Raw genomic sequence first — 26,246 nt, 5'->3', positions numbered from 1 at the left:
ACCTTACGACCGGCTGGCGCGGCGGCGCTTCACCGTGGCGAGCGTCCACAGCACGAGCAACCCCATCGCGCCGAAGCGGAGGAGCTGTGACAGCCCGGCCGCGGCGTCGACGGGCAGGGTGTACGCGACCACCACGCGGGCCACCGCCTCGGCCAGCATCCCGGCGCCCCAGCCGATGGTCAGCATCCGGAACGTGCGCCGGAACCCCGGCGACCCGCACCACAGGCGATCGAGCTCGGCGCGGGCTTCCGGTTGGAAGCGCGCCGCGGCGTGCCAGATCATCGGCCGGCCGAACCCGCAGCTCGCGAGGAAGATCAGCCCGGCGACGGCGGTGCTGAACGACTCCTTCGCCACCAGGAAGCGGGCGTCCCCGGTGAGCAACGCGAAGCCCAGCCCCACCCCGAACTCGGCGAGCATGAACGCGGCGAACCCGTCGAAGCGGCGGGTGCGCAGCCACACGTACGCGATCCGCAGGCCCGCCGTCACCGTGCCGCCGAGCAGCGCGACGGACGGCGAGGCGCCCACGGCGCGAAGTCCGTAGTACGCCGCCAGGCTGAGCCCGATGTCCCGGAACAGGCCCAGGAACATCGCCCGACGAGGGGCCGCGGTAGCGGGGGTGCGCGGGGTCGTCTGCGTCATGTCCGAGAGCCTGCGTCTCGCGGGCCGGCGGCGACCACGACAGCGGTCACGACGTGACCGTGACATCCGTCAGGCCGGGAATGACGCTCCGCTCACAGCGTTCGCACGAGTGAGCGACAGCGCGTCCCCCGGTCCGGATGAGATAAGAGGGGATCGACGAGGGACGCGGCCGGAAGGGCGTGGTGGACATGGCGAGCGCGGTGGTCGCGCCGGCATGGTCGCGGCTGCGGCACCCGCTGTTCCTGCAGGTGGCCCGCTACGTGATGGTCGGCGGCCTCGGCACGGCCGTCAACGCCGCCACTTTCCTGCTCCTGCGCACCGCCGGGCTGGACGCGGTGCCTGCGAGCCTCGTCGCGCTGCTCGTGAGCACCGCCGTGAGCACGGAGGCGAACGGCCGGTTCACGTTCGGGGGCACGGCCGTGCACCGGTGGCGGGCCCGGGTGCAGGTCGGCGGCACTGTCCTGTTCTACGCGTTCTACAGCTCTGCCGTCCTGCTGCTGCTCGGGCTGGTCGTCGATGCGCCGACACCGGTGGAGGAGACCGTCGCGCTCGCCGCGGCGAGCGTTCTCGGCGGCGTCGGCCGCTTCCTCGTGATGCGCTACTGGGTGTTCGGCACGAGCGATGTCCCCGTCCAGCCGGTTGCCCCGAAACCTGGCACGGTGGACGCATGGGACGAACGAGCCTGAGCCGGACGATCGCGGCGGTCCTCGCAGGCGCCGCTCTCTTCCTGACCGCGGGTTCCTGCGGTGGCGGCGACGACGACGGCGACGACGCCCCCGGCGTCACGCAGCAGGAAGACGGCGACGGCGAGGGCGACGACTGACCGGTGCAGCGGCCCGCGGCCGCATAGATTCGGGTCCATGGCTGCCACCCAGTCCCGAACCGACGCCTTCGAACGCGAGCCGGTCGCGCTCACCGAACGGATCACCTCCGACGGGTCGTCGCACTGGCCCGCCGAGCCCGGCCGGTACCGGCTGGTGGTCGCGCGGGCGTGCCCGTGGGCGAACCGGAGCGTGATCGTCCGGCGGTTGCTCGGCCTGGAGCCGGTGCTGTCGATGGGCATCGCAGGACCGCTGCACGACGAGCGGAGCTGGCGGTTCCACAACGATCCCGACAACCGGGACCCGGTGCTCGGCATCGAGTACCTCCGCGAGGCGTACGAGAAGGCCCACCCGGGCTTCGACGCAGGCGTCACCGTCCCGACCGTCGTCGAGATCGCCAGCGGCAAGGCGGTGACCAACAACTTCCAGTGCCTCACGCTGGACTTCTCGACGCAGTGGCGCGCGTACCACCGCGAGGGTGCTCCCGACCTGTACCCGGAGCAGCACCGGGCCGAGATCGACGAGATCAACGAGGCCGTCTACGACGACGTCAACAACGGCGTCTACAAGGCCGGCTTCGCCAAGGGGCAGGGGTCGTACGAGAAGGCCTACCGTGCGCTGTTCACGCGGCTCGACCGGCTGTCCGAGCGACTCGCCACCCGTCGCTACCTCGTCGGGGACACGATCACCGAGGCCGACGTCCGGCTGTGGACCACGCTCGTCCGGTTCGACGCCGTCTACCACGGCCACTTCAAGTGCAACCGGCAGAAGCTCGCCGAGATGCCGGTGCTGTGGGCCTACGCGCGCGACCTGTTCCAGACCCCCGGTTTCGGCGACACGATCGACTTCGAGCAGATCAAGCAGCACTACTACGGCGTGCACGCCGAGATCAACCCGACCGGGATCGTCCCGCTCGGCCCCGATCCCCGTGGCTGGCTCACTGCGCACGGGCGCGAGGAGCTGGGCGGGCGGCCGTTCGGCGACGGCACCCCGCCCGGCCCGCCACCGGAGGCGGAGCGGGTGCCGGCGATCGCCTGAGCCACCACGACCCACACGGGGCGGATCGGGGCGCGGTCCCGGGCGGAGGAGGATGGGCCGCGATGACGGTTCGCAAGTCGCTCGCAGTGGTGCTCGGAGTCCTCGCGGGGCTGGTCCTCACGACGGTCCCGGCGGCCGCGACGCCGGCGCCGCCGCCCCCGCTCACCGGCGAGCACCTGGGACCCGACCGGCTCCCGCGCTGCGCCGAGGTGGTGGCGACGATGACCCCGCGGGACAAGCTGGCCCAGCGGCTCATGGTCGGTGTCGATGCCGCCGACCCGCGCGCGACCGCGGAGAACGTGCGCACCACCCAGGTGGGTGGGATCTTCGTCGGCGGCAACGCCACCGCGCTGCTCACCGACCAGGCGCTGCGCGGGGTGCAGGCGATGTCCCGCGTCCCGCTCGCCGTGGCCGTCGACGACGAGGGCGGGCGCGTCCAGCGCATCGACGACCTCGACGGTGAGCTGCCCAGCGCCCGGGCGATGGCCCGCACCCGCACGCCCGAGCAGGTGCGCGCGCTGGGCGAGGAGCGCGGACGGGAGCAGCTCGCGCGCGGCATCACGATGAACCTCGCCCCGACCGTCGACGTCACCGGCCGGTCGGCAGCCATCGGGGACCGTTCGTTCGGCGACGACCCCGAGTCCGTCGGCAGCTATGCGGCCGCGTTCGCCGAGGGCCAACGGGCCGCGGGCGTCTACACGGTGCTCAAGCACTTCCCGGGGCACGGGCGGGCGAACGGCGACTCGCACAAGGGCCGCGTCTCCACCCCGCCGCTGGACGACCTGCGCGCCGACGACCTGCGCCCGTACGCCGCGCTGCTCGGCCCGGGGGGCCCGCTCGCCGACGGGCGCACGGGCGTGCTCGTGGGGCACCTGGACGTCCCCGGCCTCACCACGGACATGCCCAGCTCGCTCACGCCCGAGGTGTACGCGCTCCTGCGCGGCGAGATCGGCTTCGACGGCCTGGTGCTCACCGACGACCTCGGCGCGATGGACGCCGTCACCGACGAGTTCACGCTGCCCGAGGCGGTCGAGCGCGCACTGGCCGCAGGCGCCGACATGGCGCTCTGGTCCAGCGGGGGCCGCATCACGCCGGTGCTGGACCACCTGGAGCGGGCGCGCCTGGATCCCGCCGCGAACGACGCCGCCGTCGCGAGGGTCCTTCGCGCCAAGCGCGCCTGCTCCTGACAGCGACTCGCCCGCACTCACACCGCGACTCGCGGGGTCAGCGATGGCTGCCGGCCTTCTCCATTCCCCGTCGGACGGCGTCGGCCAGGTACGGGCGCAGGCCGGTGGCCGGGACGATCACGTCCACCGAGCCCACCCGCTGGGCGCGTTCGACGCTGTGCGCGGCGTCGAACTCGTCGGCCACCTTCCCGAGCACCTCAGCCCGCACGCCGGGGCGCAGCGTCGCGAGCTCGTTGGTGAGCCGCGCGGCCTCCTCCTCGGCGCCGTTCTGGCGGGCCTCGGCGATGCGGGCCTCCAGGTCGGCGATGCGCGGGTCGGCGGCGGTGCGCTTGTTGACCTCGCCTGCGAACACGACGGCCGCGGCAGGCGCCCCGCCGATCACCGAGGCGTAGGAGCCCTCGACGGCGGCGACCTCCATGTTGTCGTTGAGCGTTCCGCTGAACACCACGAACGCTCCGCCGTGGTAGCGGGAGACCACGCAGAACACGATCGGACCGTCGAAGTTGACGACCGCCCGGCCGATCTCGGCGCCGTACTCCAGCTGCATCTGGCGCAGCGACTCGGGGGAGCCGTCGAAGCCGGAGAGGTTGGCGAGGATCACCAGCGGGCGGTTGCCGCTCGCGGCGTTGATCCCGCGGGCCATCTTCTTCGACGACTTCGGGAACAGCGTGCCCGCCGTGAACGTGGTCGGCCCGTCCATCGGCAGCGGCCCGCGCCGGGGCAGCGGCCGGGACTCGACGCCGATCAGGCAGATCGGCTGCCCGCCCAGGTGCGCGTCGAGCACGACCACGCCGTCGGCGTCGATCATGTCGATCCAGCGCTCGAGCGTGGGGTGGTCGGCGTCGGAGACCGCACGCAGCAGCGAGCGGATGTCGAACGGCTTCTTGCGCTCCGGGTTGGCGGAGAAGACCTCCCCGACGGTCGCGAAATCGCAGCCGGGGCCGGAGTGCGGCGAGCCGGAGATGTCGCGGTCCACCGGGTCGCTCGTGGGTGCGGGCCGGGGGAACCGCTCGCCGGGCGCGCGGTAGGTGTGCTCGTAGTGGGCGAGCAGCACGTCCACGGCGCCGGACAGGTCCGGCGCCCAGTACTGGGCCTGCCCGTTCGGGCCCATGATCCGGTCGTAGCCGCCGATGCCGAAGTTGTCCTCCGCGGAGACACCGCCGGAGTAGTCGAGGCTCTGCTTGCCGGTGAGCACCATCGCGCTGTCCGGCGTCATCACCAGGATGCCCTTGGTGTGCATGAGCATCGTGGCCTCGGCGTTCCAGTACGGCTGGGCGCCGACGTTGATGCCGGTGACGACGACGTTGATCTCGCCGCCCTCCTGCGTGAACTCGACGATCCCGCGCAGGGCCCGCGCGATCCAGTCCATGTTCTCCACGCCGGAGTCCATGGCGATCTTCGCGCCGGCCGACACCGCGAACCACTCGATCGGCGCGTCGAGCCGCCGTGCGAGCTCGATCGCGGCGAGCACGCGGGCGCACTCGGGCTCGGCGAGCGCGCCGAGGGCCTTGGTCGGGTCGCCGATGAGCACGACGCGGGTCATGCCCTCCGGGTAGCGCTGCGTCGGCGTGGTGACGGTTCCGAGCACGATGTTGGCCGTGTTCTGCCCCGGCGGGCGCTCCACGACCACCGGCGCGCCGTCCGGGCCGAGGTCGTACTCGGTGAACCCGCCGGTCGGCCCGCCGCGGTCCGGGTTGCGCAGCAGCATCGGCACCAGCTCGTACGGGTAGACCGCGCCGCGCCGCCGCGCCCGGATCACCTTCTGCGCGTACGCGTCGAGCTCGCGCATCGGCTCCGTGGGCGGCTCGGTGACCTGCACGGTCAGCCCGGCCCCCGGCGGCCGCGACATGCGCAGGAGGAACTCGCGCGGCTCCCCGCTGCCGTCGCCCACGTGCCGGAACTGGACGAGCACCTGCTCCAGGCCCAGCCCGACGGTGCGTGGGGCCAGCACGTGGACGACCGAGTCGAGCTCCTCCAGCGGCACGTCCACGACCGGCCAGACGTAGAGCAGCACCCGGTTCCAGTCCAGTCGCGCGTCCTCCCGGCTCGCGGCGCGCGCCGAGCGGATGGCGTCGAGGCAGGAGTCGAGCACCTGCTCCAGCTGGGGCAGGGCGCGGATCCGGCCACTGTGCGGAGCGCCAGCGGAGCCATTGACACTGCCGTCCTCGCCGTTGCGCAGGATGGTGAGCTCACGGACGTCCGACAGCGCGATGAGCCGCTTGTCGTCGGGCACGTTGCGGCCGACGGCGCGGAACAGGTGCACGTCGATCGGCGACGGCAGGCGGGTGAGCTCGAAGTCGGCGAGGCGCCACAGCCCGAGCCGCTCGGCGACCATCGGGTGCACGCCGCGCAGCGTCCGGTCCTCGACCGGCCGCCGGTCCGGACCCGCCGTGAACGTGAACCACGCCGACCGCTCGTCCCCGCGCGGGCGGCGCACCGCCACCGCGACGCGGGCGAGCCGCTCCGGCAGCCGACCGAGCATCGCGCGGATCTTCTCCGACGAGCGCTCCGGGTCGGCGTCGGGCGCCTCCCCGGCGATGATGTAGAGGTCGAGCAGCACCCTGCTCTCGTCGGGCAGCTGCGCGATGATCCGCCTCAGGTCTCCCTGCACGGCCATCGGTTCGCCCCACGCCGGCGCGTCGGGCGCGGTGTGCACGGTGGTGGCGAGCACGGTGAGCTCCCGGCCCTCGTGCTCGTAGGCGGCCGTCAGCAGCGGACGCCCGCCGCGGTCGGTGACCTGCAGGTCGCACAGGGTGCGGATGCGGTAGTAGCGCCGCGTCATCACCTCGAGCATCGCAGCGTGGTGCTGCGCGCCGAAGACCCCGAGGATGGGCTCGCCCGCGGACACGATGGTGTCGATCTGCTGCGCCCGCACCGCGGGGTCGTCCGACAGCCGGTCGAGCTCCGCCCGCACCTCGGCCTGGCCCGCGGCGCGCTCGGCCGCGATCAGCGGTGCGTCGAACAAGGTGTAGCGCACGCGCCGGGCCAGGCTGCCGACCACCGGGTGCCGCAGCTGGGTGGCCGTGACGAGCCGGTCGAGCATGCGCTGGTAGTCGACGCGCGCGGCGGGCGGGAGCGAGTCGGGATGGCTCAGCCGCCATTCGAGGAGCTCCAGCACCACCGGCACGTGCGCGGTGGCCCGGCGGTGCGCGAGGAACATCCGGTACAGCGCGCTGTGCAGCGCGTCGGCCGAGACGGTGTCCGACGGCGTCAGCTCCGGCACGCCGTAATGCCCCAGTGCCCGGCGCAGCTTGTCGCGGAACGACTCCGGCAGGCCCTCGGCGTCGGCGTCGCGCGAGCGCAGGAACGCGTACAGGTACTCCTGCGGGTTCCGTGCCTCCTCACCGGCCGGGTCGACCTGCTGCGTCTCGTCCTCGGGGCCGCGCCGGTTGCGCGAGAGCGCGCACATGTCGGCGAAGATGCGCAACACGGCGGTCTCGCCCGCGAGCACCCCCGGGTCGTCCGGGGGGAGCTGCGCGCGGGCGGAGGAGAGTGCCGCGAGGAGCGGGTGGGCGTCGCGCTCGTCGATGTCGTAGCCCAGTACCAGGAACCGGAGCGACCGGAGCGCGTCGTCCGCCCGCGCGGCCGCGTCGGACCCGATGACCGGCGGTCCGGCCAGCTCGGCGAAGTCGGCCCGGTCGCCGCCCGTCGAACCGCCGATGTCGCCGTCGGGTTCGAGGCGGACCAGCTTGGTGCCGCCGTCCACCTGGGTGTTCGCCGCGACGAGCACCTCACGCACGCGGCCGCTGACGGGCGCGCGCAGCGCCGTCTCCAGCTTCATGCTCTCCACGACGGCCACGACGTCGCCCGCCTCGACGGCGTCGCCCGGCGCCACCGGGATCGAGACGATCATCGCGGGGGCGGGCGCGCGCACGAGCCCGGCCTCGCCGCCGGAGATCCGGTGCACGGCGCCGTCGACCTCGACGAGGAAGTCCGAGCCCTGCGGTACGGAGAGCACCGTGTAGGACTGCCCCGCGACGGTGAGCTTGCGCTCGAACCGGCCGGTGCGCTCCGCGTCGACGTCGACGGCCTTGCCGTCCAGCTCCACGTGGTAGCGGGTGCCGCGCGACTGCGCCACGCGCAGCCGGTACGACTCGCCCGCGGCCCGGACGTCCACCTGGTACCAGGTCTCGTGCCCCACCTCGGGGCGTCCCCGCTCGGCCGAGGCGAACAGCCGCTCGCGCTGGCGCGCCACGTGCGCGTCCTGCGCCTCCACCGCCGTGGCGAGCAGCGCGACGTCCAGGCGCCGCGGCGGCTCGTAGCCGGCGGCCATCATCATGTCGAGCCAGGTGGTGTCGAGCTCGCCCGCCCGGACCTCGGGACGGTCGAGCAGGTCGAGCAGGAACGCCTTGTTGGTGGTGCCGCCGTCGATCACGGCGGCGGTCTGCTTGAGCGCGCGGTGCAGGCGGGCCCGCGCCTCGTCGCGGTCGCGGCCCCACGCGATCACCTTGGCGATCATGGAGTCGAACTGCGGCGGGATCACGTCCCCGGTGGCCACGCCGGTGTCCACCCGGACACCGGGGCCGCTGGGCAGCGCGAGGTGCTCGATCCGGCCCGGCGCGGGGGCGAAGCCCTGCTCGGGGTCCTCAGCGGTGAGCCGGGCCTCGATCGCGTGCCCGCGGGCAGGCGGGGCCCCCGGCGCGATGTCGGCGAGCTTGCCGCCCGCGGCGACGTGCAGCTGCAACTTGACGATGTCGACGCCGGTGGTGGCCTCCGTGACCGGGTGCTCCACCTGCAGCCGCGTGTTGACCTCGAGGAACGACAGCAGGCGCTCGCCCGGCTCGTACAGGAACTCGACGGTGCCCGCGTTGACGTAGCCCGCCGCCTGCACCAGCCGCGCGGCCGAGGTGCGCAGCAGCTGCTCCTGCTCGGCGTCGAGCGCGGTGGACGCCGACTCCTCGATCACCTTCTGGTTGCGCCGCTGCACCGAGCAGTCGCGCACGCCGAGCGTCCAGACGTCGCCGCTCGCGTCGGCCACGACCTGCACCTCGACGTGGCGGCCACCGCGGATGGCCCGCTCCAGGAACACGGTCGCATCGCCCGCGGTCTTCGACGCCTCCGAGCTCGCCCGCTCGAACGCCTCGGCCAGCTGCTCGGCGGAGTCGACGCGGCGGATGCCGCGCCCGCCGCCGCCCGCCGTCGCCTTGACCATGAGGGGGTAACCGATCCGCTCGGCGTGCTCGCGGGCCGCGGCGAGATCGGCGACCGGCCCGCCGCTCCACGCGGCCATGGGCACGCCGACCTCCTCGGCCAGCAGCTTCGACGCGATCTTGTCGCCGAGCCGTTCCATCACCTCGGGCGACGGGCCGACGAACACGATCCCGAGCTCGCGGCACAGCCGGGCGAACTCGGCCTTCTCGGAGACGAAGCCCCAGCCGGGCCACACGGCGTCGGCGCGGGCGGCGCGCAGCCCGCGCTCCAGCTCCGCGTAGTCGAGGTAGGGGCTCGTCGCGAACGCCTGTTCCGGGTCCTCGGGGCCGATCAGCACCGCCTCGTCGGCTTCCCGGACGAACATGGCGTGCCGGTCGACCGCCGTGTAGAGCGCGATCGTGCGCAGCGGTGCCGCCCCGTTCCCGCCGGTCAGTTGTGCGTTCCACTCGCGCACCGCGTGGATGAGGCGCATCGCCGGCTCGCCGCGGTTGACGATGGCGACCCGCTGGAACTGCGTCACGATCTTCTTCACTCCCGTCGCTGGTGGCCCGATGCACCGTACGCCGCGCCCACCCAACTCGACGCCACCCGCGCCGCACAACCGACAGGCGGGGGACGGCGGGCAGAATGTGGCGGTGCTCAACGGCTCTGTGCGTGCGGCGAACCGGGACGGTCTGACGTTCGACGTGCACGAGCTGGGCCCACCGGGCGGCGATCCGGTCCTGCTGCTGCACGGGTTCCCGCAGCGGGGCGAGTCATGGCACGCCGTCGCCACCCGGCTCGCGGAGCGCGGCTACCGCACGCTGGCCCCCGACCAGCGCGGCTACTCGCCGCGCGCCCGCCCGACGGGCCGGGACGCCTACCGGCTGGGGGAGATGGTGGACGACGCGCTCGCGGTGGTGGACCAGCTGGTCGACCCTGCCGCGCGCGTGCACATCGTCGGCCACGACTGGGGCGCCGCCGTCGCATGGCGGCTCGCGGCCCGGCACGGCGAGCGGCTCCGCACGCTGTCCGCCGTGTCGGTGCCCCCGCCCGCGGCCTACCTGCGCTCGCTCCTGACGACGCGGCAGGGGCTCGCGTCCTGGTACGTCTACGCCTTCCAGCTGCCCTGGCTGCCCGAACGGCTGCTCGCCGCGAACGGAGGCCCGTTCTCGCGGAGGTTCGTGGCGGCGCTGCGCCGCACCGGCCAGTCGAAGGCGGCGGCGCAGCGCGACGCGGCAGGCCTCGCCGACCGGGCCGCGCTCACGGCCGCGATCAACTGGTACCGAGGCATGTTCTCCGGGCCCATCGGCGACCCGGACCCGCCGGTGCGGGTGCCCACGCTGTTCGTCTGGAGCGACGGCGATACCGCGCTCACCCGGCAGTCCACCGAGCTGGTGCGGAGGTACGTCGCCGGCCCGTTCCGGTACGCCGAGCTGCGGGGCGTGAGCCACTGGATCCCCGACGAGGCCCCCGACCGGCTGGCGGAGCTCGTCCTCGAGCACGTCACCGACCACTCGTCCTAAAGTGCCCCCCATCGCGTACCCAGCACGCATCTCAACGGCCCAGCTTCCCGCTGGGCGCACCGCCGAACCGGCCGAGTACGCCAGTACGAGGCCGGTCCGCCGGCACACCCAGCAGAAACCTGGATCCGCCGATACACGCACCGAGCACGCGATGGGGGGCACTATGGAGATCCTGGCCGGACGGGTGCTGCTGCGGCCCCTCGACATGCAGCGCAGCCTCACGTTCTACCGCGACGTGCTCGGGCTCGCGATCGCCCGCGAGTTCCCCGGTGGCACCGTGTTCTTCCTCGGCGGCGGCTTCCTGGAGCTCTCCGGGAGCGCGGACGCCCCGGCCAGCCCCGCGGTCGCGCTCTGGCTGCAGGTCCGCGACCTCGCCGCGGCCCACCGCGAGCTGGCCGACCACGTCGTGCGCGAGCCGCGGCAGGAGCCGTGGGGGCTGCACGAGATGTGGATCACCGATCCGGACGGCACCCGCATCGTTCTGGTGCAGGTGCCGGAGGACCACCCGATCCGCCGCGACCTGCGCTGAGCCACGTCGCGATGGAGCGGCGGTAGCCGTCGGGAAGGTTCAGCCCGTCGGTCTCGCTCGGGCTGAAGAGCCCGATCTCCTCGTGCTCGTGGGAGACCACCGGCTCGACATCGCTCTCCGGGTAGCAGCCGTAGGTGACGACGAAGACGTGCTTCCCGGCGGCGGCGATCCAGTACATCCAGCTGTCGAGGATCGGCCCGGTGCGCACCCTCCACCCCGTCTCCTCGAGGATCTCCCGGGCGACGCACTCCTCGGGGGTCTCGCCGATCTCGATCCGGCCGCCGGGGAGCTCCCACTCGGCACGGTCGTTCCTGAGCAGCAGCACTCGCTCAGCAGGGGCGAGCACGACCCCCTTGACGGAGATCGGGAACGTGGACGGCACGACCTCATCGTGTCATCGAGGTGATCGCGTCAGGCTCGCGCGAGCCACCAACGCCGCGCGGGGTGAGCTCAAGCGGCCCGGGCCGGGCTCGCCGTGGCCGTGTCGGGGAGGGCGTCGGTCGAGGCGGCGCGCGGGGTGAGAGCGGCGATCGTGGCGCCGATGGCGGCGGCGCCCGCGGCGGCCAGGTAGATCACCCTGTACGCGGCCGCGGCGGGCAGGGTCTGGCCGGCGACGGAGGTCGTCAGCCCGGTGGCGATGGCCGCGACGAACGAGCTGCACGACGACGTGCCGAGCATCCGCATCAGCGTGTTGAGGCTGTTGGCGGCCGCGGTCTCGCCGGGCGGAACGCCGTCCATGATGAGCAGCGGGATCGCGGAGTAGGCCAGCGCGGCGCCGATCGCCGTGGTGGTGGACGCCGCCACGATCAGCGGGAGCGATCCGGGGAGCGTGGCCATCAGGACGTTGCCCAGCGCGAGGATCGTCGCGCCGAGCACCAGCGTGGTGCGCGCGCCGCGCCGCCGCGAGACCCTGGCCGACACCGGGGAGAAGATCGTCATCGCCCCGCCGATCGGCAGCAGAACGAGGCCCGCCGCCACCAGCGAGAGGCCGAAGCCGTACCCGGTGGCGACCGGGGCCTGCAGGATCTGGGTCGTCACGAGGAAGCCCGCGAACATCCCGAAGCCGATCACGATCGAGGCGACGTTCGTCCACAGCACGGCGGGGCGGGCGGAGAGCCGCAGGTCGACCAGCGGTCGGCGCGATCGAAGCTCCCATGCGACCCACAGCGCGAACAGGACGGCGGCCGCGACGAGCAGCCCGAGCACGGCCGCGCTGCCCCAGCCCCACTCGTTGCCCTTCGAGATCGCGAGCAGCAGGCAGACGAGTGCCGCCGACAGGCCGACCGCCCCCGCCAGGTCGAACCGGCCGCCGGAGCGCAGCGGCGACTCGCGCACGACGATGAGCACGAGCAGGACCTGCACGGCGCCGAGCACCGCGGCCCCGGCGAAGAGCCACCGCCAGCTCGCCTGCTGCGCGACGAAGCCCGTGAGCGGCAGCCCGATCGCCCCTCCGATCCCCAGCGACGAGCTCATCAGGGCGATCCCGCTGCCCACCCGCTCCGGTGGGAGCACGTCGCGCATCACGCTGATCCCGAGCGCGATCACGCCCATCGCCACGCCCTGCAGCGCCCGTGCGGCGATGAGCACGCCGACGTTCGGGGCGGCGGCACCGAGCGCCGACCCCACCGTCACGATGCCGAGCCCGGCGAGCAGGATCCGGCGCTTGCCGTACATGTCACCGAGCCGACCCATGACCGGAGCGCAGACGGCCGCGGCCACCAGCGTGGCCGTGACCAGCCACGCCACCGTCGCAGGCGAGGCCGACAGCAGCCGCGGGAACTGCGGGAGCAGCGGGACGACCAGGGTCTGCATCAGCGAGACGGCCAACCCGCACGACGCGAGCACGCCGATGACGACCGTCGGGCGTGGGGAGGTCACCACATCAGATGAGCACGGGGTCGTTGGCATTCGCAAGCTTGTGGAATCGGGAACACCTCGGGGATCGGGCTGGTCCGCGGGGACGTGAGCAGGCATCCTGTACCGGTCAAGAGGGCCACCGTCCCAGCGCCGCGGCGTGGCCGACCTTGCTGCCGATGCAGGGAGCGCCGTGAGCACCGCCTTCTCCGAAGCTCATGACGGGGAGCACGACGGACCGGGGCACGAGGCCTCCGTCGTCGAGCTGCCCCGCCTCGAGCCGACGCCCGACCTCACGATCAACACGCTGGGACCCGCCCGCATCACGTCCCCGATGGCGACCCTGCTGGACGCCACCCGGACCACCGAGCACTACATCAACGAGAACGACCGCGTACTGCTCGACGACACGCTCACCGGCATCTCCGCCCGCGGTGTGGCACCGGACCAGCTGCCTGGCATGGAGCCGTGCGGCCCGCGTCGGAAGATCTTCTTCGATCCGGCGAAGACGCGCGCGGCGATCGTCACCTGCGGCGGCCTGTGCCCGGGGCTCAACGACGTGATCGCCGGACTGGTCCGCACGCTGACCTACCACTACCGGGTGCGCCGGGTGGTGGGCATCCGCAACGGCTACCAGGGGTTCGTGCCCCGGTACGGCCACGACGTCGTCGACCTCACCCCCGAATCCGTGCGTGACATCGCCACCGACGGCGGCACCGTGCTCGGCACCTCGCGCGGGCCCCAGGACCCCGACGAGATCGTCGACTGCCTGGAGCGGCTGCACATCAACGTCCTGTTCGTCGTGGGCGGCGACGGGTCGATGCGCGGGGCCATGCAGATCGCACGCACGATCGCCGATCGCGGCCTCCTGATCGCCGTCGTCGGCATCCCGAAGACGATCGACAACGACATCCCCTACATCGACCAGAGCTTCGGCTTCCAGACCGCGTTCAGCCTGGCCAGCGACGCCATCCGGGCCGCGCAGGTCGAGGCCAAGTCCACGGCCAACGGGATCGGCCTCGTCAAGCTGATGGGGCGCCACTCCGGGTTCATCGCCTGCTACGCGGCGCTGGCCCGCAGCGGCGCCGACGCCGTGCTGATCCCGGAGGTCCCGTTCGCGCTGGACGGCGAGCACGGACTGCTCGCACACGTGCGGCGGCGGGTGTCCGAGCGGGGGCACGCGGTGGTGGTCGTGGCCGAGGGCGCGGGCCAGGAGCTGCTCGGCGGGGTCGACGAGGACGCCCGGGACGCGTCGGGCAACGCGCGGCTGCAGGACATCGGCCCCTGGTTGCGGCGGCGCATCGCCGACCACTTCTCCGACGCGGGCATCGAGACGTCGATCCGCTACATCGACCCGAGCTACGCGATCCGCAGCGTGCCGGCCAACCCGTACGACTCCGTGTACTGCGTGCGGCTGTCGCAGGCGGCGGTGCACGCGGCGATGTCCGGGCGCACCGAGATGGTGGTGGGCCGCTACCGGCGCCGGTTCGTGCACATCCCGATGCACGTGGCCGTGAGCCGGCGCAACCAGGTCGACCCGCACGGTGACCTGTGGATGGCGGTGCTGGAGTCCACCGGCCAGCCCGCGCGCTTCGGCTGACGGCACGCCTCCTCGCCTCGGGGTCCGGCAGACGCTCCCCGTGTGCCGCCATGCGCCGGTCGACGGGTCGCATGGACGGAGATGGGTCGCGTGCACGGCCGCCCTGACCGGCGGCACGCACGCCTTTCATCGGCGCGCCCCGGTGTGCGGCGACGCCCCCGTCGACGGGGAGCGTGGGCGGCGCCGGGGTGTGAGGAGGCGGCGTGGACCGTTCGTGACCGCGACCGGCGATACTGGGGCCGTGCGCGGGCTCGCGATGCACTTCCTCGGTCACTCCACCGTGCGGCTGGAGATGGCCGGGTCCGTCGTGCTCACCGACCCGGTGCTCACCGGCCGCGTCGGCCCGTTGCGCCGGACGAGCCCGCCGCCCGACCGCGCCCACTTCGCCGACACCGACCTGGTGCTGCTGTCCCACCTGCACAGCGATCACCTGCACCTGCCGTCGTTGCGCCTGTTGCCGCGCACGGCGCGTGTGGTGGTACCGCGGGGGGCCGGCCGGTGGCTGCGCGGGCATGGCATCCGCAACGTCGACGAGCTCGCCCCTGGCGAGGAGCTCGAGCACGGCGCCCTGCGGGTGCACGGGGTGCCTGCTGCCCACAGCGGGCACCGGTTCGGGCCGCGCTCCACCCGGGGGCCGCAGGCCGTGGCGATGGGACACGTCGTCGAGTCCGGTGGGCACCGGGTCTACGCGGCGGGCGACACGGACCTGTTCCCCGGCATGGCCGGCTTCGGTCCGCTCGCCGCCGCCCTGCTGCCGGTGTGGGGGTGGGGACTCTCGCTCGGGCCGGGTCACCTCGACCCGCACCGCGCCGCCGAGGCGGTCGGGCTGCTGCGCCCGCGGGTGGCCGTGCCGGTCCACTGGGGCACGCTCGCCGTGAGCGGCATGCCGCAGCTGCCCGGGCGGATCGGCGCGCGGATGCGCAAGCTGCTCGTCGAACCGCCGCGCCGGTTCGCCGCTGCCGTGGCCGCGGCGGGGGAGCGCACGCAGGTGCTCGTCACGGAGCCGGGTGCCGCGGTGGCGCTGGACGGAGCGCGGCCGGTGGCGCGATGACCGGATGGACGGACCCGTCCGCGCTCGGCTACTCCGCGCTCTTCGGGGGCGTGCTGATCGGTTCGATCGTGCCGATCGTGCCCACCGGTGCGGTCGTGGGCGCCGCCGCCGCGGTCGCCGTCTCCAGCGGCAGCATGTCGCTCCCGCTCGTGCTCCTGCTGTCCGTCATCGGGGCGCTGCTCGGCGATGTCGCCACGTTCGCCGTCGCCCACGCGGGAAGCTCCGCCGCCCAGCGGTGGGTCACCGGGCGGCAGTCGCCGGAACGACTGGCGGCGGCGCGGGCGCAGTTCGAGCGCAGGGGCGGCGTGCTCATCATCGTCGGACGGTTGGTGCCGGCGGGCCGGATCCCCGTGCTGCTCGCCGCGGGGGCGCTCGAGTACCCGTGGCGGCGCCTCGTGCCGGCAGCCACCCTCGGCTGCGTGCTCTGGGCGATCGCCTACGCCGCGCTGGGCGTGCTGTCCGGAGGGCTGTTCGACGACCCGGTGCCTGCCACGATCCTGGCGGCGTTGTTCGTGCTGGTACTCGCCGGGGTCGGCTCGCTCGTGTCCACGTGGCTGCGGCGCAGGCGGGCTCGGTCCGGGGTCGTGCGGTGATGGTGCCTGCGGGCGGCGGGCGGCTCCTGCGCGGTGGGCGGGTCGTCGCGCGCGTGGTGCTCGTGTGGGTGCTCGCGGTCGGTGCCCTGAACCTGCTCGACACGTGGCTCACCGGCTTCTCGATGCCCGAGTGGTGGCAGCCGACGGTGTGCGCGCTGCTCTTCGGCGTGCTGAGCGCGGTGGTGTGGCCGCTGGTGCTGCGCGTCGCGCTCCCGGTTGCCGTGTTCACGCTGGGCATCGGCTCGTTCCTGCTGCTCGGCGCGGGCGTGCTGGCGATCTCGTTCGCGGTGCCCGGCGTGGTGGTCACCGACCTCGGTACGGCCGTGGTCGTGGCCGTCGCGGTGGCGGCGCTCGGGTCGCTCGTGAGCAGCGTGGTGGGCCTCGACGAGGACGAGCTGTTCTTCCGTCGCGCCGCGCGCCGCGGCGCCCGCAGCGGCACATCCGGCGACGAGACGATGCCACCGGGCGTGCTGCTGCTGCAGGTCGACGGGCTCGGCATCGACACGCTGCGGCGCGCCGTCCGGACCGGTGACATGCCCGCGGTGGCCCGGATGCTCGACGACGGCAGCCACGGGCTCGCCGCGTGGCACACGGACTGGAGCTCGCAGACCGGTGCGAGCGTCTGCGGGATCCTGCACGGCGACAACGACGACATCATCGGGTTCCGCTGGTACGAGAAGGACCGCGACCACATGATGGTGTGCTCGAGCCCGGAGGACGCCGCGGAGATCGAGCGCCGCCACTCCGACGGGTGCGGCCTGCTCGCCGTCGACGGTGCGGCCAGGGCAAGTCTGTTCACCGGCGACGCCGCGCACACCAGCCTCACGATGAGCGCGTTGCCGCTGATCAGCGGGGCGGGCAGGCGCGGCCGCGGGCGTGACGGCGTCGGCGCCGGCTACTACACCTACTTCGCCAACCCCGCCAACGCGTTGCGCAGCGGCGTCGGCGCGCTCGTCGACGTCGGGCGCGAGATCTCGGCGGCGGTGCGGCAGCGCCGCGCCGGCGTGCGGCCGCGGGTGAGCCGGGGCGGGTTCTACCCGTTGGCCCGTGCCGCCACCACGGTGATCGCCCGGGACGTCGTGGTCTCGGCGGTCATCGAGGACATGATGGCCGGCCGGGCCGTCGTGTACGCCGACTTCATGGGGTACGACGAGGTGGGCCACCACTCCGGCGTCGAGCGCTTCGACACGCTCGCCGTGCTCAGGGGGATCGATCGGCAGATCGGCAGGCTGCACCGCGCCACCCAGCTCGCCCCGCGGCGCTACCACATCGTCGCGCTGTCCGACCACGGGCAGACCCAGGGTTGGGCCTTCGCCGACCGGTTCGGCGAGTCGGTCGAGGCGCTGGTCGGGCGGCTGTGCGGGGAGCCGCAGCCGGACCCGCGGCGCGGCGCGCACTCGGAGTCGAGCAGCACCGCCGAGAGCTGGCAGGTCGACGCCGTGCTCGCCGAGGCGTCGTCCGTCGGCGGCCCGATCGCGCGCCGGCTGCGCGACCGCGTGGAGCGGGCGGGCGGCGCCGACCGGCCGCGCACGCCCAGCGGCGCGCCGGGCGCGGTCGCGCGGGTCGCGCCCGGGGTCGTGGTCGTCGCGTCCGGCCACCTCGCGATGGTGTCGTTCACCGAGCACGAGGGCCGCGTGGAGCTGGAGACGATCGAGCGGGAGTACCCGGAGCTGCTGCCCTCGCTCGTCGACCATCCCGGCGTCGGGTTCGTGCTGGTGCGCAGCGCCGAGTTCGGGCCCGTCGTGCTCGGGCGCGACGGGCTGCGCAGGCTGGCCACCGACGTCGTCATCGGCGACGACCCGCTCGTGCCCTACGGCCCGCACGCCGCCGACCTGGTGCGTCGCGTCGACGCCTTCCCCCATTGCGCCGACGTGATGATCAACAGCCGGTACGACCCGGTCCGCGACGAGGCCTCGCCGTTCGAACCGCACGTGGGGTCGCACGGGGGACTGGGCGGGTCGCAGTCCCGAGGATTCCTCCTGTACCCCACCGATTTCCCGCCGCCCCACGAGATCGTCGGCGCCGAGGCCCTGCACGGGGTGCTGCGGGGTTGGCTCCGCCACCTGGGCCACCCCGAGCCGCAGCGCGCCGTGCGAGGATCGCCCGTGTGAGTGACTCCTTCGTCCTGATCCACGGGGCGTGGCACGGCGGGTGGTGCTGGCGACGGGTGGCCCGGCTGCTTCGGGAGGCCGGCCACGAGGTGTTCACGCCGACGCTCACCGGCTTCGGCGAGCGGGCCCATCTGCTCAGCGCCGACATCGGCCCGGACACGCTCGTCCAGGACGTCGTGGGCGTGCTGGAGAGCGAGGAGCTGACCGACGTCGTGCTGGTGGGGCACAGCTTCGGGGCAATCGTCGCGCTCGCGGTCGCGGAGCGGGCGCCGGAGCGAGTGCGGCGGGTCGTGCTGCTGGACGGGCTGGTGGTCGAGGTGGGGCAGACCGCATTCGACGGGCTCCCGCCGGAGTCGGCCGCCGCGCGCAGGGCAGCGGCGGAAGCCACTGGCGACGTCGCGTTCCCGCCTCCGGCTGGTGCGGCGTTCGGGCTGGCCGAGCCGGAGGACATCGCCTGGGTCGACCGCAGGCTCACGCCGCACCCGGTGCGCACCTACGCCGAGCCGTTCCCGCTGCGCGCTCCGCTCGGTGGTGGCCGGCCCGTCACGTACATCGCATGCACCGACCCGGCCTACCCAGCGGTCCACTCGGCCCACGCGATCGCTCGGCGCGAGGGCTGGGAGTTCCGGGAGCTGGCGGCCGGGCACGACGCCATGATCAGTGCACCCGGGGCGACGGCGGACCTGCTGACGAGCTAGCGGTGCAATCCGGGGGGCTGGACGTGCGCGCCACGCAGGCGGCAGCGTGCGCGTGCCGGCGGGGCGTCCGTTCGTCATCGGCGTGGCCCGGACGCCGACCTCGACCTGCCGCACTCGCGCGTATCGCGCCGGCACGCCGTCGTCGAGCTCACCGAGGACGGCTGGACGCTCACCGACAGCTCCAGCAACGGCACCTACCTCGACGACGACCGGATCACCGTGCTGCGGCTGGACCGTCCGGTGGTCCTGCGGCTCGGTAGAGGTACCGGGGCCACCACGGTCGCGCTGCACCCCGTGGCCGGCCCTCCCGTGCCGGCTCCGACGGGGGCCGGCTCGACGTCGGCTGTGGCCGGGCCGCCGAACACGGCCCCTCCGATCCCCGTCGCCGCGGGCCCCTCGCAGCGGCCCGGCCGGGACACCACCGTCCACTTCGTCACCTCCGGCCGCCTGACGATCGGGCGGCTACGCGACGTGCTCGCCGTGCAGCTCGCGGTGCTGCTGGGTGTCGCGGCCTGGCTCCTGCGCCGGCAGGACCCGGTGCGGCGGTAGAGCTGTGGACAGAAGGGTCCGTTTCGGATTGTTCCGTTACGGATCGTCTGTACTCTGGCTTCATGGACACGCGCAGCGACGACGAGATCCGGGCCGACCTCTCCTACCTGTTCGACAAGGCGAGCCAGGCCCTCTCCGCGCGGATGGGCACCGTGCTCGGCGAGCTGGGGATGAGCGTGCGCGACTACTGCGTGCTCTCGAAGGCCGGCGCCCACGAGTTCACCCAGGGCGAGCTCGCGGAGCTGGCGCTGCTGGACAAGACCACGATGGTCGTCACCTGCGACAACCTCGAGAAGGCCGGTCTGGCGGAACGCACGCCGTCGCCTGCTGACCGCCGGGTGCGGATCGTCCGCACCACGGAGGCGGGCGACGACGCCGTGGCGAAGGCCCGTGGCATGATCGACGACCTCTACACCGAGGTGCTCGGCGTGCTGACCCCTGAGCAGCGCGCGGTGCTGCTGGACTCGCTGATGAAGCTGGTCACCCACGACGGTCCGCTGTCGGCCGTCGAGCCGAACCCGCACGCGCCGCGCCGGAAGCGGGGCGCCTGACCGTCCCGTAACAGGCAGTCTCAATTAGGATTGTCTGTTAAAAAACTATCTGCTACGGTCCATCTCATGACGAGGTCGACCGCTCCCACCGCCCGAACCGCACCGTCGCGCTGGCTCGCGCTCGCCGTGCTCTGCGGCGCAATGCTCATGATCATTCTCGACGGCACGATCACCAGCGTCGCGCTGCCGGTGCTGCAGGCCGAGCTGGGTTTCACGACGGCGGGGCTGGCCTGGACGGTCAACGCCTACCTCGTGCCCCTCGGCGGCCTGCTGCTGCTCGCCGGGCGGCTCGGCGATCTCTACGGCCGGCGCCGGATGCTGCTCAGCGGCCTCACGCTGTTCGTGCTGGCCTCGCTGCTCTGCGGGCTGGCGATCGACGCCTCGATGCTCATCGCGGCGCGGTTCGTGCAGGGGATCGGGGCCGCGATGGCCTCCGCCGTCGTGCTCGGCATGGTCGTGGCGCTCTTCCCGGAGCCGGGGGAGCGGGCGCGGGCCATGGGTGTCTACGCGTTCGTCGGCGCGGCGGGGGCCTCCATCGGCACGCTGCTGGGCGGCGTGCTCACCGACACCGTCGGCTGGCGGTGGATCTTCCTCGTCAACGTGCCGATCGGCGTGGCAGCGGTGCTGCTCGCGTTGCGGTACGTCGCCGCCGCCATTCCCGCCGATCGCTCCGCGCGCCCCGACGTGCTCGGTGGGCTGCTGGTCACCGCAGGCCTGGTGCTCGCCGTGTTCACGATCGTCGACACCTCGGGGGCGGGCGTGCGGCTCGGAATGGCCGCGGTCGCGCTGGCCCTGCTCGCCGGGTTCGTCGTCCGCCAGCAGCGTGCCACCGAGCCGCTCGTGCGGCTGGGGATCTTCCGCTCGCGGGCGCTCTCCGGTGGCAACGTGGCGCAGCTGCTCATGGTGGCGGGGATGCTCGGCTTCCAGTTCACCGCGGCGCTCTACCTGCAGCAGGCGCTCGGGTACACGCCGGCGCAGACCGGGTTCGCGCTGCTGCCGATCACGCTCACGATCGCGCTGGTGTCGCTCACGGCGTCCGGCCGGCTGATCGCGCGGTCCGGGGCCCGGACCGTCCTGCTCGCAGGCGAGATCCTGCTCGTGGCCGGCCTGTTGTTGCTCACCCGCCCGCCGGTCGGCAGCTACCTGGTCGACGTGCTCCCGTCGATGCTCGTGCTGGGCATCGGCGCAGGGCTCGCCCTGCCCGCCGTCACGACGCTGATGATGTCCGACGCCACGCCCGAGGACGCAGGCCTCGCCTCCGGCCTGGCCAACACCAGCCAGCAGGTCGGTGGTGCGCTGGGCACGGCGGTGCTCGCCGCGCTGGCCGCGGCCCGCACCGATGCCGCCACCGCCGCGGGCGCCTCCCCGATCGAGGCCCTGACCAGCGGCTACCAGCTGGCGTTCTTCACGAGCGCGCTCGCGGTCGCCGCCGCCGTCGCCGTCACGGTGACGGTGCTGCGCCGCCACGCCTGAGCCTCGATCGCGCGGCGCTCTCGTCCACGCCTCCTGGACGAGAGCGCCGTTCGTGTATCGACGCCACATGATCCATCCGAGACGCGGCGAATCGCCCTGCCGAGGGCGCTCAGCGTGGTCTCGGAACGATCAACGCGGCATGATCGATCCTGGTAGGGCGACCACAGGTCAGTTGCCCCGCTACTCAACCGGGACGGGCTCGCACGCAGGTGCGGGAGGCGAGGCGAGCATCTCGCAAGGCGCCCACGGGATCGGTGTTCTCCAAGCCGGCCACCCGCCCGACCGCATCCGCGCAACGCGCGTCGCGCCCGCTCGAGTCCCGGTGGTGGATCAGAGAGGGCGAGCGGGCAGGGGGGTGGTGGATCTCCGACCGACCGACGCGACGGCACTCGAGGATTGCGCCGACCCACCCCGACTCGCACAAGCGTCGCCGGCACAGTTCCTAGGATCTGCAGCGTGAGCAATGCCAACGACGTCGTCGACGGAAGCCCGGTCAGCGGCCCACTCTCCGGAGTGCTGGTCGCCGACTTCTCCCGCATCCTGGCCGGGCCGTACGCCACGATGCTGCTGGCCGACCTCGGCGCCACCGTCATCAAGGTCGAGGGCCCGCGCACCGGGGACGACACGCGCACCTGGGTGCCGCCCACCAGCGCGGACGGCACCGCCACCTACTACCTGTCGATCAACCGGAACAAGCGGTCGATCGTGCTCGACCTCGCCGACCCGGCCGACCTCGACGTCGCGAAGCGGCTCGCCGCCCGTGCCGACGTCATGATCGAGAACTTCAAGCCGGGCGGCCTCGCGCGGTTCGGGCTCGACCACGACGCGGTGTCGGCCGCCAACCCGCGGGTCGTCTACTGCTCGATCAGCGGTTTCGGCACGGCCGGCGGGGCGGCGCTGCCCGGATACGACCTGCTCGTGCAGGCCACGTCCGGTCTGATGAGCCTCACCGGCGACGCCGACGGGCCGCCCTACCGCGCGGGCGTCGCGGTGTTCGACGTGATCACCGGCCTGCACGCGGCGCTCGCGATCGTCGCCGCGCTGCACCACCGCGAGCGCACCGGTGAGGGGCAGAAGGTGGAGACGAACCTGCTGTCGGCGGCGCTGTCCGGCCTGGTCAACCAGGCGTCGGCGGTGCTCGCGGGTGGGGTGGTGCCCGGCAGGCTCGGCAACGCCCACCTGTCCCTCTTCCCGTACGAGCCGCTGCCCACCGGCGACGGTGAGCTGATCGTCATCGCCGGCAACGACGGCCAGTTCCGCAAGCTCGTCACCGCCATCGGCGCCCCCGAGCTGCTCGACGACCCGCGCTTCGCCACGATGGGCTCCCGCAACGCCCACCGCGACGAGCTGCGCCCGCTGCTGCTCGCGCGGCTGGCGACGAAGACGGCGCAGGAGTGGTTCGACATCCTCGCGCCCGCGGGTGTGCCCTGCGGTCCGATCAACACCCTCGACGAGGGCCTCGCGCTGGCGAAGCGCCTCGGCCTCGACCCGGTGGTGGAGCCGGGCGGCGTCCCGAGCGTCCGCAACCCCGTGACGTACTCGGCGACCCCGCCGTCCTACCGCAAGCCGCCGCCCGCGCTCGATGCGGACGGCGAGGAGATCCGGGCCTGGCTCCTGTCGGAATGACAGGAAAGCCACATTCAAGGCCTACGAGGCCCTGAATGTGGCTTTCCTGTACCCAGGGAGCGGTCAGTTGCCGCCACCGAACGGGTTGCCGAAGGGGTTCTGGCCGCCGAACGGGGTGCGGCTTCCGCCGCCGCTCGGGCTGGTCGTCGCCGCCTGGTCGGGCTGGCTGCCCAGCGTGACGTTCACGGTGCGCTCGGCGCCGCCGTTCGTGACGGTCAGTGCGACCTGCTCGCCGGGGGCGTGCGCCCCGACCCGGGCCATGAGGTCCGCGAAGTCGGCCACCGGTGCGTCGCCGACCTTCGTGACGACGTCGCCCGCCCGCAGCCCGGCCGCCTCGGCGGGTGCGCCCGGCTGCACGGCCGCGATCTGCGCGCCGTCGTCGCTGCTGGCGGCGATGCTGCCCTGCACCCCGAGCACCGGCTTGGTGGCGGCACCGGTGTTCATGATCTCCTCGGCCACGCGGCGGGCCTGGTCGATCGGGATCGCGAAGCCGAGCCCGATGCTGCCGGCGTTCTGGCCCGTGGTCTCGATGGCCGAGTTGATGCCGACGACCTGGCCGTCGAGGTTCACCAGCGGGCCACCGGAGTTGCCCGGGTTGATCGGGGCGTCGGTCTGCAGGCCGTTGTAGACGACCGCCTGGCCGTCCTCGCCCTGCACCGTGACGGTGCGGTTCTGCGCGCTGACGATGCCGGTGGTGACGGTGCCGGTGAGGCCGCGCGGTGACCCGATCGCCACGACGGGCTGGCCGACCTGCAGCGAGGAGCTGTCGCCGAGCGTCGCCGGCGTGAGCCCGGAGGCGCCCTGCAGCCGGATCACCGCGATGTCGTAGCTGGGCGAGCTGCCGACGACCGTGGCCGGGTGCTCGCTGCCGTCCTGGAGGGTGACCGTGAGCTCGCGGCTACCGGCGACGACGTGGTTGTTGGTCAGGATGTCCCCGCCCGCGGTGAGGACGACGCCGCTTCCCTCGGCCTCGCCCTGCGCGAGGGTGGCGCGGATGTCGACGGTGCTGGGCAGCACCGTCTGGGCGGCTGCGGTGACCGAACCGGGCGCGGCGTTCACCGAGCTCGAGCCCTGCGGCGCCGACGAGAGGCTGGTGCCGCCGGAGCCGTCGCCGAGCAGCGCGTACGCGCCGCCGAAACCGGCGCCGCCGCCGACGAGGCCGGCGATCACCGCGGTGGCCACGACCGCCGCCATCCCGCGCTGCCTGCGCGGCTGGGGCGGCAGCGTGGCCGTGGGCGGGCCCTGGAAGTGGTCCGGCGGCGGCGGGAAGAAGCCGCCAGCAGGCCCCTGCGGCTGGCCGTACGCGGCCGAGGGGTCGCCAGGAGGGGCCTGCTGGCCGGCACCTTGCGCGTGCGCCGGTCCCGCGGCGCCCGCGTACGACGGAACGGGGTACTGCGCGGTACGGGAGTCACCGGTCGAGGCGCTCGCGTCCCGGCCGTGCTCCCTCTGCTCGTCGCTCATGCCAACGACGATGCGCCAGGAATCTGAGGCCGTCCTGAGGACCACCTGGGAATACCAGTCGAAACCCCTGATCGGGCTATCGGGTGCACCATCTCGGCGACGACATCGGCGCGTGCACGGCCGCGCTACTTCCTGCCGTCTGCAGGTGCCGGCGGCTCGGGCCTCGCCGGATGGGCCACGGCGGCCGGTGTGCGCAGCACGACCGTGGCGCCGTCGCGCGGGCTGACGAGGGCCGGGCCGTTTCGCGCCGGGCCGTTTCGAGGCGGGCCGTTTCGAACGGGACCGATTCCAGCCGGAGCCGCGCCGTATCGAGCCGGGCCGCGCGGGGCCGGGGGGTAGGGGTGGTACGGCCGCCCGGCGGCCCCCACCGGCTGCTGTGCAGGTGCCGCGAACGGCGCGCCCGGTCCGCCCGGCCATTGCCCCTGGGCGTGCGGCCAGGCGAGTGACGCCGGCGGTGCCGGCACGTACACCGCGGGCTTCGTGCGGCGCCTGCGCGTCATCAGTACCGCGCCGACCACCACGATGAGCAGGACGGTTCCGCCCCCCGCGCTCACCCAGACGAGCATCTGATCGCGGTGGTTCTCGGATGCGTCGCCGTGTCGTCCACGGGCTGCTTCTGCATCGGCGCGCAGCTTGCCGGCCCGGGCGTGCGCGGGCACCTCCTGCAGAAGGCGGTCCAGTGCGTCGATCGCGTCGGTGTACTCGCCCGCGTAGTAGGCGCCGAGGGCCTCGCGGTAGAGCAGGTCGCGTGGGCCCGCTTCGTTGCGCATGCCGTTGCGGCTGAGCAGCTCGGCGATCCCGCTCGCGGGGACGACGAAGTTGAACGGCTGCGTGTCGCTCCCGCGGAGGCTGTTGATGCCGATCACCCGGCCGGCGTGGTCGACGGTCGGGCCGCCGCTCATGCCGTGGTCGAGCGCGGCGCTGATCTCGTAGACGGATCCGCTGCCGACGCTCTGGGTGCCGTTGACGGCACCGTCCTTGATCGACGGCTGCGCGTCCGGGCCTGCGAGCTCGCCCACGGTTCGCGGGTAGCCGGCAGCGAGCAGCTGTGTGCCTACGGGGACGTCGGTGCCGGTGGAGAGCTCGAGCGTGGGCAGGTTCGGGCTCTCGACCTTCAGCAGCGCGACGTCGCCCTCCATGAGCGGCCGGACGTCGACGACGCGGGCCGGCAGCCCGTCGGCCGGAGCGCCGGGGATGCCGCTGACGCGGATCTCGCTCACGATGGGGGAGTCGGCGGTGCGTCCCTGGACGCTCCAGGTGGAGCGGCCGTGGGCGATCACGTCTTCCAGCCGGAGATGGGGCATGGCCGCGACCAGCTGTTCTGCGGCCGCCTGGATGAACGGCTCCCGCGCACCACCCGGGCCGGTCGTGTCGACGCAGTGGCCTGCGGTGGCGACGTAACCGTCGGGGTGCACCCCGAATCCGGTGCAGGTGGCCGTGTACGTGAAGGGGCGGCCACCGTTGGCGTACGCACCGTCCTGGTTGTGCACCCAGCCGGTGAACGTCCCGGTGATGCGCACCAGGGCGGGTTGCAGAGTGGCAGCGGCCCGTTCCGACGGCGAGGCGACCTCGTGCGGCGGTCGCACGACATCCCCGGCCGGGGCGCCGCACGCCGTGACCACCAGTGCCGCGGCGACGGCCACGGCCCACCGGGCCAGACGTGACAGCGCCGGCGCGGCCGTCGGCTCGGGAACCGGCTCGTCGGTTCGTGGCTCCATTGTTTGGCCCCCGATCGGTGCCCAGATGCTCCTGATCAACCTGACATCGGGGACGACCTCGCTCGGATCGGACCGGTTGGGGGACCTGGAA

At 73.5% G+C, this 26,246-nt stretch carries 20 protein-coding genes and 1 pseudogene; 15 read left to right on the top strand and 6 right to left on the bottom strand.

Annotation, left to right across the window (positions count from 1 at the left end):
* Nucleotides 1-3 precede the first annotated feature (3 nt).
* Nucleotides 4-639 carry a VC0807 family protein gene (locus FHX44_RS09320; protein WP_147255114.1) on the bottom strand — a complete coding sequence of 212 codons (636 nt, stop codon included), beginning with the start codon at nucleotides 637-639 and terminating at the stop codon, nucleotides 4-6.
* Nucleotides 640-827: 188 nt separating this feature from the next.
* Here FHX44_RS09320 and FHX44_RS09315 point away from each other — a divergent pair, with 188 nt between their 5' ends.
* The 4 genes from FHX44_RS09315 to FHX44_RS09305 all read left to right on the top strand — a co-directional run bounded on the left by FHX44_RS09315 (nucleotide 828) and on the right by FHX44_RS09305 (nucleotide 3,685).
* A complete protein-coding gene (locus tag FHX44_RS09315) occupies nucleotides 828-1,325 on the top strand; it encodes a GtrA family protein (protein WP_147255113.1) in 498 nt (165 codons plus the stop codon).
* Entirely contained in the window at nucleotides 1,307-1,462 is a 156-nt protein-coding gene (locus FHX44_RS42080; protein ID WP_170308850.1) for a hypothetical protein, read from the top strand. The genes FHX44_RS09315 and FHX44_RS42080 overlap by 19 nt, the downstream gene beginning before the upstream one ends.
* A gap of 37 nt (nucleotides 1,463-1,499) precedes the next feature.
* Nucleotides 1,500-2,498 (top strand): glutathione S-transferase family protein, encoded by a 999-nt coding sequence (locus FHX44_RS09310; RefSeq protein WP_147255112.1) that lies wholly within the window; start codon nucleotides 1,500-1,502, stop codon nucleotides 2,496-2,498.
* Between the two features lie 62 nt (nucleotides 2,499-2,560).
* Complete coding sequence (locus FHX44_RS09305) at nucleotides 2,561-3,685, top strand: glycoside hydrolase family 3 N-terminal domain-containing protein (RefSeq protein WP_147255111.1); 1,125 nt, start codon at nucleotides 2,561-2,563, stop codon at nucleotides 3,683-3,685.
* 37 nt (nucleotides 3,686-3,722) lie between these two features.
* Here FHX44_RS09305 and FHX44_RS09300 read toward each other — a convergent pair whose 3' ends face one another.
* A complete protein-coding gene (locus tag FHX44_RS09300) occupies nucleotides 3,723-9,356 on the bottom strand; it encodes an ATP-binding protein (protein WP_281287882.1) in 5,634 nt (1,877 codons plus the stop codon).
* Between the two features lie 115 nt (nucleotides 9,357-9,471).
* Here FHX44_RS09300 and FHX44_RS09295 point away from each other — a divergent pair, with 115 nt between their 5' ends.
* Both FHX44_RS09295 and FHX44_RS09290 read left to right on the top strand, forming a co-directional pair.
* Nucleotides 9,472-10,341, top strand: a complete 870-nt coding sequence (locus tag FHX44_RS09295) for an alpha/beta fold hydrolase (protein ID WP_246170285.1) — start codon at nucleotides 9,472-9,474, stop codon at nucleotides 10,339-10,341.
* Nucleotides 10,342-10,504: 163 nt separating this feature from the next.
* Nucleotides 10,505-10,870 (top strand): VOC family protein, encoded by a 366-nt coding sequence (locus tag FHX44_RS09290; RefSeq protein ID WP_147261032.1) that lies wholly within the window; start codon nucleotides 10,505-10,507, stop codon nucleotides 10,868-10,870.
* On the opposite strand, the gene FHX44_RS09285 is transcribed toward FHX44_RS09290, so the two are convergent.
* A complete protein-coding gene (locus FHX44_RS09285; protein WP_147255109.1) occupies nucleotides 10,794-11,252 on the bottom strand; it encodes an NUDIX hydrolase in 459 nt (152 codons plus the stop codon). The two genes, FHX44_RS09290 and FHX44_RS09285, sit on opposite strands and share 77 nt — an antisense overlap.
* 68 nt (nucleotides 11,253-11,320) lie before the next feature.
* On the bottom strand, nucleotides 11,321-12,748 hold the full coding sequence (locus FHX44_RS09280) for an MFS transporter (protein ID WP_246170284.1): 1,428 nt from the start codon (nucleotides 12,746-12,748) through the stop codon (nucleotides 11,321-11,323).
* Between the two features lie 241 nt (nucleotides 12,749-12,989).
* Here FHX44_RS09280 and FHX44_RS09275 point away from each other — a divergent pair, with 241 nt between their 5' ends.
* The 9 genes and pseudogenes from FHX44_RS09275 to FHX44_RS09235 all read left to right on the top strand — a co-directional run bounded on the left by FHX44_RS09275 (nucleotide 12,990) and on the right by FHX44_RS09235 (nucleotide 22,976).
* Entirely contained in the window at nucleotides 12,990-14,324 is a 1,335-nt protein-coding gene (locus tag FHX44_RS09275; protein ID WP_147261031.1) for an ATP-dependent 6-phosphofructokinase, read from the top strand.
* Between the two features lie 241 nt (nucleotides 14,325-14,565).
* Nucleotides 14,566-15,375, top strand: coding sequence for an MBL fold metallo-hydrolase (locus tag FHX44_RS09270; protein WP_170308849.1), 810 nt, complete (start codon nucleotides 14,566-14,568; stop codon nucleotides 15,373-15,375).
* A complete protein-coding gene (locus tag FHX44_RS09265) occupies nucleotides 15,372-15,968 on the top strand; it encodes a DedA family protein (protein ID WP_147255107.1) in 597 nt (198 codons plus the stop codon). Before FHX44_RS09270 ends, FHX44_RS09265 begins: the two co-directional genes overlap by 4 nt.
* On the top strand, nucleotides 15,968-18,079 hold the full coding sequence (locus tag FHX44_RS09260; protein ID WP_147261029.1) for a phage holin family protein: 2,112 nt from the start codon (nucleotides 15,968-15,970) through the stop codon (nucleotides 18,077-18,079). Before FHX44_RS09265 ends, FHX44_RS09260 begins: the two co-directional genes overlap by 1 nt.
* Nucleotides 18,076-18,777: an alpha/beta fold hydrolase gene (locus FHX44_RS09255; RefSeq protein WP_212612394.1), complete on the top strand. Its 702-nt coding sequence runs from the start codon at nucleotides 18,076-18,078 to the stop codon at nucleotides 18,775-18,777. The genes FHX44_RS09260 and FHX44_RS09255 overlap by 4 nt, the downstream gene beginning before the upstream one ends.
* A 93-nt stretch (nucleotides 18,778-18,870) precedes the next feature.
* Nucleotides 18,871-19,326, top strand: a pseudogene (locus FHX44_RS09250) (FHA domain-containing protein); the annotation flags it as partial.
* A gap of 62 nt (nucleotides 19,327-19,388) precedes the next feature.
* Entirely contained in the window at nucleotides 19,389-19,877 is a 489-nt protein-coding gene (locus FHX44_RS09245) for a MarR family winged helix-turn-helix transcriptional regulator (RefSeq protein ID WP_147255105.1), read from the top strand.
* A gap of 66 nt (nucleotides 19,878-19,943) precedes the next feature.
* Nucleotides 19,944-21,350 (top strand): MFS transporter, encoded by a 1,407-nt coding sequence (locus tag FHX44_RS09240; RefSeq protein ID WP_147255104.1) that lies wholly within the window; start codon nucleotides 19,944-19,946, stop codon nucleotides 21,348-21,350.
* 456 nt (nucleotides 21,351-21,806) lie between these two features.
* Entirely contained in the window at nucleotides 21,807-22,976 is a 1,170-nt protein-coding gene (locus tag FHX44_RS09235; RefSeq protein ID WP_147255103.1) for a CaiB/BaiF CoA transferase family protein, read from the top strand.
* A gap of 63 nt (nucleotides 22,977-23,039) precedes the next feature.
* On the opposite strand, the gene FHX44_RS09230 is transcribed toward FHX44_RS09235, so the two are convergent.
* Together FHX44_RS09230 and FHX44_RS09225 are read right to left on the bottom strand one after the other, a co-directional pair.
* A complete protein-coding gene (locus FHX44_RS09230) occupies nucleotides 23,040-24,437 on the bottom strand; it encodes a S1C family serine protease (protein WP_212612393.1) in 1,398 nt (465 codons plus the stop codon).
* 125 nt (nucleotides 24,438-24,562) lie between these two features.
* Nucleotides 24,563-26,155: a trypsin-like peptidase domain-containing protein gene (locus FHX44_RS09225; protein ID WP_147255102.1), complete on the bottom strand. Its 1,593-nt coding sequence runs from the start codon at nucleotides 26,153-26,155 to the stop codon at nucleotides 24,563-24,565.
* Between the last annotated feature and the right edge of the window lie 91 nt (nucleotides 26,156-26,246).

It is taken from the genome of Pseudonocardia hierapolitana, assembly GCF_007994075.1.
Classification (GTDB): domain Bacteria; phylum Actinomycetota; class Actinomycetes; order Mycobacteriales; family Pseudonocardiaceae; genus Pseudonocardia; species Pseudonocardia hierapolitana.
The sequence above is the reverse complement of the archived record's forward strand: the minus strand, read 5'-3'. Positions and strand labels throughout refer to the sequence as shown.